11 protein-coding genes and 2 tRNA genes are annotated in these 15,436 nt (G+C 73.0%); 6 read left to right on the top strand and 7 right to left on the bottom strand.

What is annotated here, in order from left to right:
- Window positions 1-2: 2 nt before the first annotated feature.
- The 3 genes from ACRB68_RS13345 to ACRB68_RS13335 form a co-directional block, all read right to left on the bottom strand.
- Window positions 3-467 (bottom strand): hypothetical protein, encoded by a 465-nt coding sequence (locus ACRB68_RS13345; protein WP_153532821.1) that lies wholly within the window; start codon window positions 465-467, stop codon window positions 3-5.
- An 836-nt stretch (window positions 468-1,303) separates the two neighbouring features.
- Window positions 1,304-1,377, bottom strand: a tRNA-Phe gene (locus ACRB68_RS13340).
- 23 nt (window positions 1,378-1,400) lie between these two features.
- Window positions 1,401-1,478: transfer RNA gene (locus ACRB68_RS13335), tRNA-Asp, on the bottom strand.
- A 311-nt stretch (window positions 1,479-1,789) separates the two neighbouring features.
- Between ACRB68_RS13335 and ACRB68_RS13330 the strand changes: the two genes are divergently transcribed.
- Together ACRB68_RS13330 and ACRB68_RS13325 are read left to right on the top strand one after the other, a co-directional pair.
- The gene (locus ACRB68_RS13330; protein ID WP_328594149.1) at window positions 1,790-3,466 is read left to right on the top strand and encodes an adenylate/guanylate cyclase domain-containing protein; all 1,677 of its coding nucleotides are present in this window, start codon (window positions 1,790-1,792) and stop codon (window positions 3,464-3,466) included.
- Between the two features lie 93 nt (window positions 3,467-3,559).
- On the top strand, window positions 3,560-4,909 hold the full coding sequence (locus ACRB68_RS13325; RefSeq protein ID WP_328594148.1) for a sensor histidine kinase: 1,350 nt from the start codon (window positions 3,560-3,562) through the stop codon (window positions 4,907-4,909).
- On the opposite strand, the gene ACRB68_RS13320 is transcribed toward ACRB68_RS13325, so the two are convergent.
- The 3 genes from ACRB68_RS13320 to ACRB68_RS13310 are packed head-to-tail and all read right to left on the bottom strand — an operon-like array spanning window position 4,894 to window position 7,981.
- Window positions 4,894-5,949, bottom strand: coding sequence for a hypothetical protein (locus tag ACRB68_RS13320; RefSeq protein ID WP_153532820.1), 1,056 nt, complete (start codon window positions 5,947-5,949; stop codon window positions 4,894-4,896). The two genes, ACRB68_RS13325 and ACRB68_RS13320, sit on opposite strands and share 16 nt — an antisense overlap.
- The gene (locus ACRB68_RS13315) at window positions 5,942-6,442 is read right to left on the bottom strand and encodes a SigE family RNA polymerase sigma factor (protein ID WP_328594147.1); all 501 of its coding nucleotides are present in this window, start codon (window positions 6,440-6,442) and stop codon (window positions 5,942-5,944) included. The genes ACRB68_RS13320 and ACRB68_RS13315 overlap by 8 nt, the downstream gene beginning before the upstream one ends.
- Window positions 6,443-6,493: 51 nt before the next feature.
- Window positions 6,494-7,981 (bottom strand): cyclic nucleotide-binding domain-containing protein, encoded by a 1,488-nt coding sequence (locus ACRB68_RS13310; RefSeq protein WP_194293302.1) that lies wholly within the window; start codon window positions 7,979-7,981, stop codon window positions 6,494-6,496.
- Between the two features lie 900 nt (window positions 7,982-8,881).
- On the opposite strand from ACRB68_RS13310, the gene ACRB68_RS13305 reads away from it, so the two are divergent.
- The 4 genes from ACRB68_RS13305 to ACRB68_RS13290 all read left to right on the top strand — a co-directional run bounded on the left by ACRB68_RS13305 (window position 8,882) and on the right by ACRB68_RS13290 (window position 14,573).
- Entirely contained in the window at window positions 8,882-9,754 is an 873-nt protein-coding gene (locus tag ACRB68_RS13305; RefSeq protein ID WP_153532817.1) for a helix-turn-helix domain-containing protein, read from the top strand.
- Window positions 9,755-9,999: 245 nt separating this feature from the next.
- On the top strand, window positions 10,000-10,200 hold the full coding sequence (locus tag ACRB68_RS13300) for a DUF397 domain-containing protein (RefSeq protein WP_153532816.1): 201 nt from the start codon (window positions 10,000-10,002) through the stop codon (window positions 10,198-10,200).
- Window positions 10,201-10,771: 571 nt separating this feature from the next.
- Window positions 10,772-11,734, top strand: a complete 963-nt coding sequence (locus ACRB68_RS13295) for an esterase/lipase family protein (protein WP_153532815.1) — start codon at window positions 10,772-10,774, stop codon at window positions 11,732-11,734.
- Between the two features lie 25 nt (window positions 11,735-11,759).
- Window positions 11,760-14,573, top strand: a complete 2,814-nt coding sequence (locus ACRB68_RS13290; protein ID WP_153532814.1) for an FAD-binding and (Fe-S)-binding domain-containing protein — start codon at window positions 11,760-11,762, stop codon at window positions 14,571-14,573.
- Here the strand turns inward: ACRB68_RS13290 and ACRB68_RS13285 are convergent.
- Window positions 14,562-15,362, bottom strand: a complete 801-nt coding sequence (locus ACRB68_RS13285; protein ID WP_153532813.1) for an arylamine N-acetyltransferase family protein — start codon at window positions 15,360-15,362, stop codon at window positions 14,562-14,564. The two genes, ACRB68_RS13290 and ACRB68_RS13285, sit on opposite strands and share 12 nt — an antisense overlap.
- Between the last annotated feature and the right edge of the window lie 74 nt (window positions 15,363-15,436).

Raw genomic sequence — 15,436 nt, 5'->3', positions numbered from 1 at the left:
GGTCACCGGGTGAAGGTGTTGTCGTCGCCAGTGGCGATGATGCCGTGATTGGTGCCCACTGCCGGTGACCGATCACCGAACGTCATTACCTGAACGCCAGCCCCCTGCGCCTGCGCCAACAGTTCCGCCACCTCCGCCGCCAGGCCCGCATCGGCGGCCAATGCCTTGCGGATCGCTTTACGCAACGCAGCCTGATTGTCCTGGTCGTCAGGGTCGTCGATGACATCAGCCAGCACCTCTGGCACCACCTCGGCCTCTACGACCTGGCCGTCCCTGGCCTCGTCGTCCTCGGCGTGGGTACCAAAGATTCGCTGTGCCAGGCGCCGCCCGAACCCGACCGCGGCATCGGCGGTGCCCTCGGTCACTTGGTCCTGCACGCGCGCCAGTACCGCGCCCCCGTACGCACTCGCCGCCGCTGTCACATACGGCGTCACCTCAGAGGCCAACTGCACTACGTCTGCGGACATCCGCCCCACCCCCGCCTAAACGATCACGCCGTACCGGGCAAACCACCCACGGTCACAACGCAACTTAGACGCAGCGTCTCGAGACCTGGCCGCAAACGTTCCTCGCCGTCCGAAACCGGCCGCGCTACTCGTCCCAGCAACTGACCACACCACGCGGCGATAACGGCCGACCCGGGGTGCTCATTTGCGCGAACGACGCGCAGTCGTGACAGAGCCGATCACGCAAATGAGTGCCTCGGTTCGCGGGAGTCGAGAGGGGCTGCAAAGCCCCTGGTTCAGGCTCGCTCAACCACGGTCGGGCGACGCAGCGCGGCGGGATCGGACGGGACAGGCTGCCCACCCGGCGCACCGGGCGGGCGGCCGCCGGCGACGCGTAGCGGCGCCCTTAAGACGTAGAGAAATTCTCTTCCGCCTCGGTGGGCTCACTGGTCTCGGGGTGTCAGTCCAGAAGCTTCGCCAAGAGGGCGAGCGTTCGGAGAACTGGGAGGCATGGGAGGATCACGGGCCTGTCTTCCCCTCCCGACTTGGTGCGCCGATGGAGCCGGACGACCTGCGGCGGAGTTGGGGATGCATCCGGGAGCCAGCCGACCCGGGGACGATGCGCTTCCATGAACATGCGGCACACGTGCGTTTCGCTGCTGCCCGCACTCAGCGGACCACCGAATGCGTTCCGTAAGATCGTCGAGCACAGTGCCACAATGCCGATTTACGTACACGCGGCGCCGACGATAAAGCGGGCGGTGCCGCGAAAGTCGGGGACAAGCTCGGCTAGGTCGTTGCCGTCAAAAAAGCCCCGGACGATTAATCGTCCGGGGCTTTTTTGCTGCTTAGGAAGGTGGGCAGGGGCGGGGTCGAACCGCCGACCTTCCGCTTTTCAGGCGGACGCTCGTACCGACTGAGCTACCTGCCCATGACGCACGCGATCGGCGCGTCTGGCGGTCCTGACGGGATTTGAACCCGCGGCCTCCACCTTGACAGGGTGGCGAGCACTCCTAACTGCTCCACAGGACCTTGCTGCCCTCCGAGTCTATCCGGTTCGGAGGAGTCCCTCGGCCGGTCCCTTTTTCGGGGCTCGTCCGTGGCGACGTTGAAGAGCATACGGGATGCCCGAGGTGAGCGCCAACTCGATAAACGGCGAGGTCGGGGTGGGGGCTTCGGGGGCTTTTGCGGACGCCCCTCCGGGGCAGGTCCCGGAGGGGCGGCGCGGGGCGCCGGCCGCCTCCCGGCGGGTTGTGACGGCCGTCATAGGCGGTGTTCCGGCGGCGCGGGGGCGGCCGATCTAAGGTGAAGCCGGGCGGACGGTCCGCGACCGAGGAGGCCCCGTGTCCGGCAGGACGGTGGCGCGCAGTCTCAGTGCCCGCTGGGAGGAACTGCCCGGTGTGCCGCGCACGATGCTCGAGCTGCGGGTGCGCTGGGTGCTGCTCGTGGTGGTGTGCGTCGCCAACTTCGTCGGCTCGCTGGTGGTGCTGGCGTTCGCGACCTTCGTCGTCCCCGATCCGCCGCTGCCCGACCGCGACTACGCCCGCCTGGTCAACGCGATCGCGTTCTTCGGCTACCCGGCGCTGGCCGGGCCGTGCGCGCTGGGGATCGGGCTGCACCTGTGGCGGCCCGTCGTCCGGCTGGTGCGCCGGGGCGGCGGCGTCCCGGACGCCGCCGAGCGCCGCGCGGTGCTGCTCGGCCCGCTCCGGCTGACGCTGCTGGTCGGCGCGCTGTGGGGGATCGGCGCGTTCGGCTGGGCGGTGCTGGACGTGTGGATGTTCACCCCGCGCCTCGCCGTCAAGACCGGCCTGACCTGCCTGCTCGGCGCGATGACCACCTGCACGGTCACCTATCTGCTGTCGGAGCGGCTGCTGCGGCCGGCCGCGGCGCTGGTGCTGGCGGTCGAGCAGCCGCGCCGGGTCCGGCTGCCCGGCGTCACCACCCGGGTGATGCTCGCCTGGGCGCTCGGCACCGCGATCCCGGTGCTCGGCCTGATCTGCGTCGGGATCGCCGCGCTGGCCACGCCCGGGATCAGCGCCGGCGCGCTCGCCGTCACCAACATCGGCATCGGCGCCGCCGCGATCGTGGCGGGCGCGCAGGTGTCCTACATGGCGATCCGGGCGATCGCCGACCCGATCCGGTCGGTGCGGGCGGGCATGGCGCGGGTGGCGCGCGGCGACCTGGACACCGAGGTGCCGGTGTACGACGCCAGCGAGGTCGGCCAGCTGCAGGCCGGCTTCAACCACATGGTCACCGGGCTGCGCGAGAACGAGCGGCTGCGCGACCTGTTCGGCCGGCACGTCGGCGAGGAGGTCGCGGGCCTGGCGCTGGAGCGCGGCGACATCGAGCTCGGCGGCGAGACCCGCGAGGTGGCGGTGCTGTTCGTCGACCTGGCCGGCTCGACCCGGCTCGCCGAGACGCGCTCGCCGGACGAGGTCGTGGCGCTGCTGAACGCCTTCTTCGGCGTGGTGGTCACCGTCGTCGGCCGGCACGGCGGCTGGATCAACAAGTTCGAGGGCGACGCCGCGCTCGCCATCTTCGGCGCCCCGGCCGCGCTGGAGGACGCCTGCGGCGCCGCGCTCGGCGCCGCCCGCGAGCTGGCGCTGCGGCTGCGCGCGCGGGTCCCGCAGCTGGACTTCGGCGTCGGCGTCTCGGCCGGGCAGGTCGTCGCCGGGTACATCGGCGCCGAGCAGCGCTTCGAGTACACCGTGATCGGCGACCCGGTGAACCAGGGGGCGCGGCTCAGCGACCTGGCCAAGCAGGCCGACGGCCGGGTGCTGGCCGCCGGGCACCTGCTGGAGGCGGCGCATCTGGCCGAGGCCGCCGAGTGGGATCTCGGCAAGTCGGTGACGCTGCGCGGCCGCAGCGGGCAGACCCGGCTGGCCGCGCCGCGGCCGCCCGACAGCGGCGGCGAGGCCGCGCGCCGGCTCCGGCTGCCGCGGGTGCGGCGCCGCCGCGACGCCGCCGCGCCGCCCGAGCCCGCCGAGTTCCGCCCCGAACCGGACGCCGAACCGGCCTGACCATCCATTCTTTGCCGCCTCTTGCAGGGTGTGCGCCCCGTTGCGTACCGACGTCCCGGCCGCCGGGTGGTTACCTCACCAACGGGGGGTGAGGTGATCAGTCGGCGGGAATGGTCGATCCGGGTGCGGATGACCGTGGCGGCCGCGCTCGTGGCGGCCCTGATCTGCTTCATGGTGTCGGCGCTGGTCACCGTCGCGCTGCGGGGCCGGGCGCAGGACTACGAGCGCGAGCAGACGACCGCCGCCGCGCTGCGCCTGGTGTACCTGGTGCGGCGCGGCGGGCTGCCCGCCGAGCCGTCGGTGCCCGGCACCCCGGTGGTGCAGGTGCTGAACGCCCAGGACCGGGTCGTCGCCGCGACCCGCGGGTTGCGTGGCGAGCCGATCGCCGCGTTCAAGCCGCCGCCGGCCGACGTCTACGACGATCGCACGCTGTGCCCGCCGGCCGGGCTGCGCGGGTGCATGAACGTGGTGGCGTTCCGCGTCTACCAGCCCGACGGCGACTGGACGGTCTACACCGCCGACCGCGTCGTGCCCTGGTACGTCAGCTCCACCCTGGTGCTGGTCCTGACCGGCGGCGGGCTGGTGCTCGTGGCGGTGTCGGCGCTGGTGACGTGGCGGACGGTGACCCGCACGCTGGCGCCGGTGGACGCCATCCGCGCCGAGCTGGCGGAGATCTCGGCGACGTCGTCGGGCCGCCGCGTCCCGCTGCCCGACTACCACGACGAGATCCGGCTGCTGGCCGAGACCGCCAACGCGACCCTGGACCGGCTGGACGAGGCGCTGGAGCAGCAGCGCCGCTTCACCTCCGACGCCTCGCACGACCTGCGCAGCCCGATCGCCGCCGCCCGCGCGCAGATCGAGGAGGCGCTGCTCTACCCCGACCAGGCCGACTGGCCGCGGGTCGGCCGCGCCGTGCTGGCGTCCCTGGAGCGGCTGCAGGCGATCGTCACCGACCTGCTGGAGCTGGCCCGGCTGGACGTGCGCGACCGCTCGGGCAACGAGCTCGTCGACCTGGCCGCGCTGGTGTCGATCGAGCTGGCCCGCGCCGAGCGCGCCAAGCTGATCGTGCCGTCGCTGGAGGTGGGCGTGTCGGTGTTCGGCGACCGGCTGCGCCTCGCCCGGCTGCTGACGAACCTGCTGGACAACGCCGAGCGGCACGCGGTGGAGCGGATCGAGGTGTCGGTGCGGGCGGAGGGCGGCACCGCGGTCCTGGAGATCCAGGACGACGGCGACGGCATCGAGCCCGCCGAGCGCGAGGTGGTGTTCCAGCGGTTCGCGCGGCTGCGCGCGTCCCGCGACCGCGACCCGAACGGCACCGGGCTCGGCCTGCCGATCGCGCGGCAGATCGCGCGCAACCACAGCGGCACGCTGACGATCGAGGACAGCCCGCGCGGCGCCCGCTTCGTGCTGCGGCTGCCGCGCGCCGGTCACGACAGCCGGTAGAGGTCGCCGTCGCGGTACAGCAGCCGGTCGCCGGCGGCGAGCGCCTCGCCGGGCAGGTCGGTGCGCCGCCCCGTCGCCACGTCGTAGACGAGCGCCTGCCCGGTGTCGCCGTCCTGCGCGGTCGCCGAGCAGACGACGCGGCCGCGGCCCGCGGTGAGGCGGACGTCGTGGCCCGCGGCCCGCGGGAGCCGGTGCAGCACCCGCCGCCGCGTCCCGGCCCAGACGGTCAGGGTGTCGCCGTCGGCCCAGGCCAGGATGCCGGGCCCGGCCGCGAAGCCCCCGGACGGCTGCTCGCCCGAGGGCAGCCGGAGCTCCTCGGCGCGTCCCGTCGCGACGTCGATCTTGCGCATCACGGCGCCGGCGCGCACGAACGCGTAGGGGTAGGAGAACGCCTCCAGCGTCCCTTTCGCCGGGATGTCGCGGACCGGCCCGGCGCAGCCCGCCGCCACCGCCAGCGTGTCCCCGGCGTCCCAGACGATCACGCCGCCGTCCGCGTGGAAGCGCTCCCGGCCGCTCCAGCCGCGCCCGAGCGCGGTGGCCGGCCCGCCGGCCGCCGGCAGGCACCTGATCGTCTGCCGCTCCGGCCACAAGTGGCCACCGGAGCCCTCGGCCATCGTCCACAGGTACGGCAGCGCGCCCGCGGGCACGTCGCCGACGCGCCGGGGCGTGCGGGCGGCGGGCCCGGCCAGCCACACGCCCGGCCGCGGCTCGCCCGCCCGCGTCACCGCCATGCCGAGGACGGAGCCGTCCGGCCCGAGCGCCAGCGCGCGCAGCCGCGCGCCGTCCGGCAGCACCCGTGAGATGAGCCGCTCGCCCGGGCCAGGCGGCGGGGCGACGGCGTCCGGCGACGCGGCGCCGGACGCCACGACCAGTGCGCCCGCCATGACCCCGGCCGTGCCGAGGGCGGCTGCCGCGAGCACGGCCCGCCGCCAGCGACGCCGCGACCGGGCCTCGGCGAGCACCCGCCCGCCGAGGCCGGGCGGCGGTTCGGCGGCCGCCGCCAGCAGCCGCTCCGCGATCGCGTGCTCCAGTTCATCCATGGGTGTCCTCCTCGGCGGCCGCCCGCCGCAGCTTGGCCAGCGCCCGCGCCGCCTGGCTGCGCACCGTCCCGGCCGCGCAGCCGAGCACCACGGCGATCTCGGCGTCGGTCAGCTGGTCGACGTAGCGCAGCGCCAGCACCGCCCGCATCCGCGGCGGCAGCCCGGCCAGCGCCGCGGTCAGCCCGGCGTCGCCGGTGATCCGGCCGAGCGCGCCGTCCTCCACGGCCCGGTCGGGCGGGTCGGCGGTGAGCCGCTCCCGCGCGGCGCGGCGCCGCCGGTCGGCCGCGATCCGCGCCATCGCGGTGCGGACGTAGCCCTCCGGGTCGTCCTTGCGCCGCACCCGCCACCAGGCCGCGCCGGTCCGGGCGAGGGCCTCCTGCACCACGTCCTCGGCGTCGTGGCGGTCGCCGGTCAGCACGCACGCGTAGCGGAACAGCGCGGGCAGGCGGTGCTGGACGAACTCCTCGAACGCCCCGAGCTCGGGATGCGGCACGGTGCACCTCCTACCCCCAGGGACGCGCGGGGAGGCCAGTCCGCTGCACGCTCAGCGGTTCCGCGGCGACAGGTACATCCACCCCCTGACCTCGGACTCCTTGACCTTGGCCCGCACCTGCCGGTACAGCGCCGGACTGACGAACCCCGGCGCGTGCGCGATGACGGCCTCGTGCACGAACTCGGAGGTGATGAACCCCAGGTCGGCGCCGGTGCGGGCCATCTCCCGCTTGAACGGCGCCGCGTCCAGCAGCCGCGCCGTCCGGATGATCACCCAGCCCGAGACGCCCTGCGCGTCGGGCATTACCGGGCCGACGTCCACCGCGGCGCGCAGCTGGATGCGCACTCCCGCGCGGGCGCCGCGGTTGTGGCGGCGCAGCCCGGCCGACAATCGCGCCAGCATCGGGTCGATGACCGAGCGGGTCGGCATCTCGGGCGGCACGACGACCAGGGCGCCGTCGCCCCGGTCCTCGCTGTGGCAGGCGCCCCAGGGCACGCCGGACGCCTCCAGCGCGTCCTGGAGCAGGTCGTACATGACCCGCCGGATCTCCAGCCGGTCGTCGTCGTTGCGGTGCGCGCCGCTGAAACCGACGATGTCGGTGTACAGGATCGTGCACATCTGCCCGCTCCATCCCGGGAGCCGCACGGGCACGGCCGCCCGTTCCAGCGCGCGCGGCCGGGAGGCGTGCGGCCGGGCCGGGGACCGGTGGGGGGTGCGGGACTGGGCCGCGTGCGGCTGGAAGGTGCCGGGCAGGTAGCGCACGTCGGGCCGCGCGTGCCCGCCCGTCCGGCTGTGCCACGCCGGTGCCCGCTGCGCGGGCACGAAGGGTTCGGCGGAGGGGTCCTCGGTGAGGCGGTCGTACATCTGCCGCTCCAGGACGGCCAGGATGCGCGGGTAGGCGGACAGGAACGCCAGGAACGTCCCGGCGGGCATCCGCAGGAACTCGACCTCGCCGAGCGCGACCACGTCGGCGGACCGCTCGCGCAGCAGCAGCGTGGCGCGTTCCCCGATCAGATGGCCGGCGCCGCGCACCGCGATGATCCGCTCGCGGCCGTCGCGCGTCACGCACACCTTGACCCAGCCCGAGCGGATGACCAGCACGTGGTCGGCGGTGTCGCGCTCGCGCCACAGCAGCTGCCCGGCGTGCGCCGAGTACCGCTCGGCGGCGCCGGCGAACTCCTCGCGCTCGACGTCGGTGAGCGAGGCCCAGAACGGCTGCGAGGGGCCGCGCTCGGCCGGCCGCGGCGTGACGGCCGGCTGCTGGGCCGACAGGGACGGCGGCGGCCCGTGCGGCGGCATGGTGGGCTGCTGCGGCGGGGGTCCGGGGGGCGGCAGCTGCGGGCCGCCGTCCGGCCGCCCGGCCAGGACGCCCGGCGCCGCATGCCGCGCGGGCGGCGCGTGGTGGCCGGACGGGAGCTGGGGCGGGGCGTGGTGGCAGGCCGGGAGGTGGTGGGCGGCCGGCGGCCGGTGGTCGGCGACCGCGCAGTGCTCGCCCGCCGGGACGAGCAGGTCGGGGTCGCCGCGGCGTTCGGAGGTCACCGCGCCTCCTTTCCCCGGGCCGCGCCGGTGCGGCGCGGGACGGGGGCGCTCAGGAGACGGAAAGCGGTGCCGGGGAGGGAGTCGGTGGTGGGAGGGGCCGCCGGGCCGGAGGGGCGGCCCGATACAGGGGGGTGAATGGTCGAGTAGTGACCAGTATTGGCTGACATGGTGAAGTACCCCGCTCTTGAAGCGCTCCTTCCGATGGGGCGCCCCGGCCGGCGGATCCGCCATAACGGATTGGACCGGTGCATCCATCGCAAGTCGCATCACCTATGGCCCGACCGCCTGGCGGCGGTTAGACTGGGTGAGTCCGCGCGACATGTTTCGCCTGGTCAGAAAGCATAGGACCGAAATGGTGCCGGTGCTTTCCGGGCCGTCCGAACACCTCGCGGGCCCGAAAGGGGTCGCCCTCCGCTTCCTACGATCCGCCTGGCCGCTAACCGGTGATCGTGAGGAAGGAGCGAGGGCGGCTCTTATTTATTTGTGCCCAAGGCCGGGAATGACATCCATCGTGCCGACCTCCTTCTTGGCTGCTCGCGTCCCCGGCGGCCCGGGCGCCTCGGGGGTTCGCCCGAACCGGGGGACGGGCGCCGGACGGCGGGTGACCCGGATTCTTCACCCAGTGTTACCACAATCCTTACAGTACCATGGCATCATGCTCGGCGTCACTTGGTCTACTGTTAATCTGCTACCTAGCAGACTACAACGTGAACCCATGGCATGCAGCACCTCGCCACGAAGCGATTCCCTCTTTCGGGCACGTCATGCGCACTGATCCGGTTAAGCTTGGGCTGCGGGAGGTGACCGCACCTGACGGCCTGCCGTCATGTGTTCTGTCAGCTGCCTTGGTGCTACATGGCATGCGAGCTGGTGGCAAACTACTCAAAGTGAGCGATTGAGATGGCCGTTGATCAGGGTCCCGTCGTCCAGAGCGCACTGTTGCGGACGGAGCTGGTGCGGCTCCGCAAAGAGAAGGAACTGACGCAGGAGCAGGTCGCGCGCTCTTTGGAGTGGAGCCCCTCCAAACTGATCCGCATCGAGGGCGGCAAGAACGCCATCTCCAAAACCGACCTGCAGGCATTGCTGCACGCGTACGGAGTGACCACCGAGAGTCGCCAGGAGAAGCTGCAGACGCTGGCGCGGGGGGCCCGGGAACCGGCATGGTGGACCGCCTACCGGGGCGACATCGAGGAGACCTACCTCAATTTCGTCGGCTACGAGGCCGGTGCGGCGTCCATCCGGCACTTCCACAACACCGTCGTCCCGGGCCTGCTGCAGACCGCCGAGTACGCCGAGGTGCTCACCTCCGGCTCGGTCGGCCCCGTCAAGGTCGGCCCGGTGGTGAAGCTGCGGCTGGAACGCCAGCGCAGGCTCGCCGAGCGGGAGAACCCGCCGCGCCAGTACTACCTCATCGACGAGGCCGCCATCCGCCGGCACATCGGCGTCAGGACCGACCCGGCCATCATGTCGAACCAGTTGCGGTTCATCGCCGATTCCGCGGAGCGGAACGACCTGCTGACCGTGCGCATCATCCCCTTCAGCGCCGGGGCCCACGTGGGGCTGTGGGGCGGCTTCTCCCTGCTGGAGTTCGAGGGCGGCCTGGACGACGCGCTCTATCTGGAGGGCGGCAAGTCGGCCAGCGTGCTGATCACCGGCGACGACATCCGGGTGACCGAATACCGCGACGCCTTCGAGAGCCTGCAAGAGGAGAGCCTGTCGCCGGAGGATTCCGTCCGGCTGCTGCGGCAGGCGGCCGAGGACCTCATGGACTGACCGTTGCGACCCGTCCGAGCGGAGGAGGTGCCGTTCCAGCGCCCAAACAGGCGAGCAGCCTCAAAGCGATGATCTGATCTTGTGTTCCCGTGTAGGCGGGATAACGTCTACCGCCTACACTCATGTGTGGGAAATCGTCCACAAGGTCGTGGTTTGCTGTGCCCTGCTCGATTCCGGCTTGCTGGATGGCTCCCGCCTGATTCCACAGCGAGGCAGGGCCCGCCCCGAGAACGGAGGGTCGCTGAATGGCTGAACGGACGGGTCGCTTCACCGGTCTCACCTGGCGCAAGGCGAGCGCCAGTGACGCCGCCGGTGCATGCGTCGAGGTCGCTCGCAGTGGAGACGCTGTGCTGGTCCGTGACTCCCGTGACCGCTCGGGGGGCATCGTGGAGTTTCCCCTGCCCCGGTGGCGCGACCTGGTGACGGGAATCCGCGATTCCCGCTGAGGAAGCTCCCCATTCCGCGTAACGCAGCTATTTCGTCACGGAACGCGGTGCCGTTGGTGTGAATCGACAAGGGTTTCCCGCTTTATTCGTCAATGACGGCACCGGCGCGAGCCGCGGGTGGCCGGCTGTCCCGCCACTTCGTGAATCCGGCATCTCCGCATCGGGGTGCCGGATTTCGTGTGCCCGCCCCGCCCGACCTGCGGAAACGATCACCCCGGTGAGGCCGGAGCGGCTCATCTGGAACCACCCCGGACGAACGCCGTGACCGTCCATGTGAGCCGCAGGCTGTCTCGCGGCGAGCGACCGCGCAACCGGCCGTACGTGGGGGATTCGGCCTGGCTGCTGCTGCGGCGGTCGCCTGTCTGCGCCGGCCGACCGCCCTCGGCGCGGGCATCCTCCCGTGATGCCGGCGGCCTCCGCGTAAAGGCCCTGTGCGGGGCGCTGCCGGCTTCTGCGCGTCGCCGGGCCGGGGATCTTGTCAGCTATTGGACCCAGGGTCTAGATTCGCCTGACCCGCCGATGTAAGCGTCCGCTTTCGCGGGTCGGTGAAGCTCGTGACCCGGGAGGCCCCATGCCGCGCCGTCGACCCTTCAGCGCCCGGGCCGGGCGGCCGGTCGCCTCGGCCGTCCTGGCGCTCGCGACCGGCGCCGCCCTCCTCGCCACCGCCGCCCCCGCCGGGGCCGCGGCCCCGCCGAAGTACCCGGCCGGCAACGTCGGCAAGGCCCTGGAGAACTTCTTCAACAGCCCCGGCCGGGTCGCCGGCGCCAACGACTGGAACTGCAGGCCGAGCCGCGAGCACCCTACGCCGGTCGTCCTCGTGCACGCCACGTTCGTGAACCAGGGCGCGAACTGGGCGGTCCTGTCGCCGATGCTCGCCAACGCGGGCTACTGCGTCTACGCCTTCAACTACGGCATGGCGCCGATCTCGGCGGACCGGATCGGCGGGCTGGGCGACATCGGGGTCTCGGCCTCGGTGATGAGCGCCTTCGTGGACAAGGTGCTGGCCCGCACCGGCGCGCGCAGGGTCGACGTGGTCGGCCACTCGCAGGGCGGCCTGATGCCCGGCTACTACATCAAGCGGCTCGGCGGCGCGGCGAAGGTGCGCCGGTTCGTGGCGCTGTCGCCGAGCAACCACGGCACGACCATGCTCGGCCTGGTCAACCTCGGCAAGCAGCTCAACCTGCTCGGCTTCGCCAACGACACGCTCAAGGCGGTCGGCGCCCCCGCGCTGGTCCAGCAGGAGGAGGGGTCGGCGTTCCAGAAGACGATGTTCGCGGGCGGCGACACCGTGCCGGGCCCGTCCTACACGGTCATCCAGACCAAGAACGACCTGGTGGTCACCCCGTACACCAACGCGTTCCTCAAGGGGCCGGACGTCACCAACATCCTGATCCAGAAGCAGTGCCCGCAGGACTATGTCGGGCACGTCGGGATGTTCAACGACGGCCCCGTCCTGCAGAACGTGCTGAACGCCCTCGGCCCGGCCGAACGCCGCTTCCGTCCCGTCTGCACGGGCTACGGCCTGCCGGTCTGATCATGGCCTGCCTAGGCTGGGGCGCATGGAAGAGCTCGCCCGGGCGCTGCCGGGTGTCCTGCGCACCGACGCCGCCACACGCGCGGCCTACTCCAGTGACGCCTCGCTGTACCGGCGGGTCCCGGCGGCGGTCGCCGAGCCGCGGTCGGCCGCCGACCTGGCCGCGCTGCTGGACCTCGCCGCCGCCGAGGGACTGCCGCTGACGATGCGCGGCGGCGGGACGTCGATCGCGGGCAACGCGGTCGGCCCCGGCATCGTCGTCGACACCTCGCGGCACCTGACCGCGATCGGCGCGATCGACCCGGACGCGCGCACCGCGACCGTCCAGCCCGGCGTGGTGCTGGACGACCTGCGCGCCGCGGCCGCCGCGCACGGCCTGACGTTCGGCCCCGACCCCTCCAGCCACTCGCGCTGCACCCTCGGCGGGATGATCGGCAACAACGCGTGCGGCTCGCACAGCGTGGCGTGGGGCATCACCTCGGCGAACGTGGAGTCGCTGCGGCTGCTGCTGCCCGGCGGCCGTGAGCTGACCGCGACGCGCGGCACCAGCGGCGACGCGCGCATCGACGCCGGGCTGCTGCGGCTGCGCGACGCGCACCTGGCCGCGCTGCGCACCGGGCTCGGCCGGTTCGGGCGCCAGGTGTCGGGCTACGGGCTGCACCATCTGCTGCCCGAGAACGGCTTCGACGTCGCCAAGGCGCTGGTCGGCGCCGAGGGCACGTGCGGGGTGATCGCCGAGGCGACGGTCCGGCTGGTCGAGGCGCCCCGGCACCGCGCGCTCGCCGTCCTCGGCTTCCCCGACGTCTACGCCGCCGCCGAGGTGGCGCCGTTCGCCGCCGCGGCCGGGGCGCTGACCGTGGAGGGCATGGCGGCCGATCTGCTCACCGCGCTACGTTCCCAGCCGGGCCGCGGCGGGGCCGGCGCGGACCTGCCGCCCGGCGGCGGCTGGCTGTACTGCGAAGTCGGCGGCGCGACGGCTACCGAGGCGCGAGACGCCGCACACGCGCTTGCCGCCGCTGTCCGCGCGCGCGCAACGGACACGACCTGCGTGGTGGTGGACGACCCCGCCCGTATGCGCGCCCTGTGGTGGATCCGCGAAGCCGGCGCGGGCATCGTGACGCGGCTGCCGGACGGCGGCGAGGCGTGGCCCGGCTGGGAGGACTCGGCCGTCCCGCCCGAACGCCTGGCCGGCTACCTGCGTGACCTGTACGCGCTGATGCGCGAGCACCGGCTGCGCGGCGTCCCCTACGGCCACTTCGGCGAGGGCTGCCTGCACCTGCGGCTGGACTTCGGGCTGGACGACGCCCCCGGCGTCGCCCGCTACCGCGCGTTCGCCGAGGCCGCCGCGGACCTGGTCGTCGCGCACGGCGGCTCGGTCTCGGGCGAGCACGGCGACGGCCGCGCCCGCTCGGAGCTGCTGGCCCGCATGTACCCGCCCGAGCTGCTCGCCGCGTTCGCCGCGTTCAAGCACGTCTTCGACCCGGACCGGCGGCTCAACCCCGGCGTGATCACCGACCCGGCGCCGCTGGACGCCGACCTGCGCCCCGGACCGGGCCGCGACGCCCTGACGATCACGCCGGTGCACGCGCTCACCCGCGACCACGGCTCGTTCGCCGCCGCCGTGCACCGCTGCGTGGGCGTCGGCGCCTGCCGCAACCTGGACACCGGCGCGATGTGCCCGTCCTTCAAGGTGACCCGGGACGAAGTGCACTCCACCCGGGGGCGCGCGCGGGTGCTGGCCGAAATGCTGCGCGGCGAGTTTCTCACGGACGGCTGGCGTTCCACCGAAGCACTCGAAGCCCTCGACCTCTGCCTGTCGTGCAAGGCGTGTGCTTCCGAGTGCCCGGTGAACGTGGACATGGCCACCTACAAGGCCGAATTCCTGCACCGCCACTACGCCGGACGTCTCCGCCCGCGCGCGCACTACTCGATGGGCTGGCTGCCCCTGTGGTCGCGTCTGGCCACCGGCCTGCCCGGGACGGCGCGCGCGCTGAACAAGGCGATGACGTACCGCCCGGTCGCGTCAGCGGCCAAACGCCTCGCGGGCGTCGAGCCCCGCCGCGACATGGTCCGTTTCGCGGATCCGACGCTGCGCGCCTGGTTCCGGCGTCGTCCCCGTAGTTACGGCAAGCCCGTCGTCCTGTGGCCCGACACCTTCACCGACCTTCACGACCCCGCCGCAGGGCAGGCCGCCGTGGAGGTCCTGGAGGCGCTCGGCCACCGCGTCCTGCTGCCGCCCGGCCGGGTCTGCTGCGGCCTGACCTGGCACTCCACCGGCCAGCTCACGATCACCCGGCGGGTGCTGCGGCACACCCTGGCCGTGCTGCGGCCCGCCTTGGAGGCCGGCCTGCCGGTCGTCGGGCTGGAGCCGTCCTGCACGGTGATGCTGCGCGAGGAGGCGCCCGAGCTCCTGCCCGGCGACCCGCTCGCGCGGCTGCTCGCCGCCCGGACGGTCACGCTCGCCGAACTCGTCGCCGGCCACGACGGCGACTGGCCGTTCACCACGCTGGACACCGCCGCCGTCGCGCAGGTGCACTGCCACCAGCAGGCCAAGGGCTCCTACGACGCCGACCTGGCCGTCCTCGCCCGCCTCGGCGTCACCGCCGACGTCGTCGGCGCGGGCTGCTGCGGCCTGGCGGGCAACTTCGGCTTCGAACCCGGCCATTGGGACGTGTCCCAGGCGTGCGCGGACCGCGAGCTGTTCCCGAAGGTCAACGCCGCGGCCGGGCCCGTCCTGGCGGACGGCTTCTCCTGCCGCACCCAGATCGCCCAGGGCACACCCCGCCGCGCCCGCCACCTCGCCGAACTGCTCCGGGAAGCGCTGATCTCACCCGGGTAGCACGATCCCGAACACCTCTTCCAGCACCTTCTCCCGCTCGCCGGGCTCCAGCTCCCGCACCTCGCTGCGGCCGTCGGGCCGGGTGGTCGTCCACTTCAGGTCGTCCAGCACATGGTGGACGTCCACGGCGAAGCGCTGCGCGTAGGGGCGCGCGGCGAACGGCGACCGCGGGTGCGTGGAGACGAAGTGGTTCCCGACCTCGTAGTCGATGGGGTACTGGGGGTCGAGCGTGAACATGTGCCGGTCGACCCAGCCGTCCGCGCCGAACTGGTGCATGATCCACAGCTCGTTGCCCAGCTCGCCTTCGGAACGTTCCAGCCGGAACCGCCAGCCGTCCTGGTCGACCTCGATGCCGTCGCGAAGCTCGATCGGCTCCAGCGGGCCGCCGCCGAACCCGACGTCGCAGAGCCACGCCCGCCCGTCGACGACGACACGGAGCACCGCGTGGGTGGCGGGGCGCATGTCGTCCGAGCCGATGGTGACGCGGCCGGTCAGGCCGGTGAACGCGAACCCGAGCCGCTCCAGCGCCGCCGCGAACAGGCGGACGTGCTCGAAGCAGTAGCCGCCGCGCCGCTGCCCGACCAGCTTGGCCTGCAGGGACGGGACGTCCAGCAGGACCGGCCGGCCGTGGACGGCGTCCAGGTTCTCGAACGGGATGCCCGTCACGTGCGCGCGCTGCAAAGCCTTGAGCGTCTCCAGGGTGGGGGCGCGCTCGCCGTGGTAACCGATCCGGGCGAAGTAGGCGTCCAGGTCGATCTCGCCGCCGTCCCAGCCGGCACGATCCTTCATTGTCTCCTCCTCGAATACGCTGCCACCCAGCCTAGAAACTCAACCACGCTTGAGGTCCAGCCCCGATCGCGCAC

The sequence above is a fragment of the Actinomadura macrotermitis genome (genome assembly GCF_009604375.1).
GTDB lineage: Bacteria > Actinomycetota > Actinomycetes > Streptosporangiales > Streptosporangiaceae > Spirillospora > Spirillospora macrotermitis.
Note: the sequence above shows the minus strand (reverse complement) of the source record. Positions and strands in the feature narration are given on the sequence as shown.

Excerpts from the sequence above, each read along its gene's own strand:
- ACRB68_RS13305 (WP_153532817.1), top strand. The coding sequence starts at position 8,882 with ATGGCCGTTGATCAGGGTCCCGTCGTCCAGAGCGCACTGTTGCGGACG.
- ACRB68_RS13345 (WP_153532821.1), bottom strand. The coding sequence starts at position 467 with ATGTCCGCAGACGTAGTGCAGTTGGCCTCTGAGGTGACGCCGTATGTG.
- ACRB68_RS13300 (WP_153532816.1), top strand. The coding sequence starts at position 10,000 with ATGGCTGAACGGACGGGTCGCTTCACCGGTCTCACCTGGCGCAAGGCG.
- ACRB68_RS13290 (WP_153532814.1), top strand. The coding sequence starts at position 11,760 with ATGGAAGAGCTCGCCCGGGCGCTGCCGGGTGTCCTGCGCACCGACGCC.
- ACRB68_RS13320 (WP_153532820.1), bottom strand. The coding sequence starts at position 5,949 with ATGGATGAACTGGAGCACGCGATCGCGGAGCGGCTGCTGGCGGCGGCC.
- ACRB68_RS13285 (WP_153532813.1), bottom strand. The coding sequence starts at position 15,362 with ATGAAGGATCGTGCCGGCTGGGACGGCGGCGAGATCGACCTGGACGCC.
- ACRB68_RS13295 (WP_153532815.1), top strand. The coding sequence starts at position 10,772 with ATGCCGCGCCGTCGACCCTTCAGCGCCCGGGCCGGGCGGCCGGTCGCC.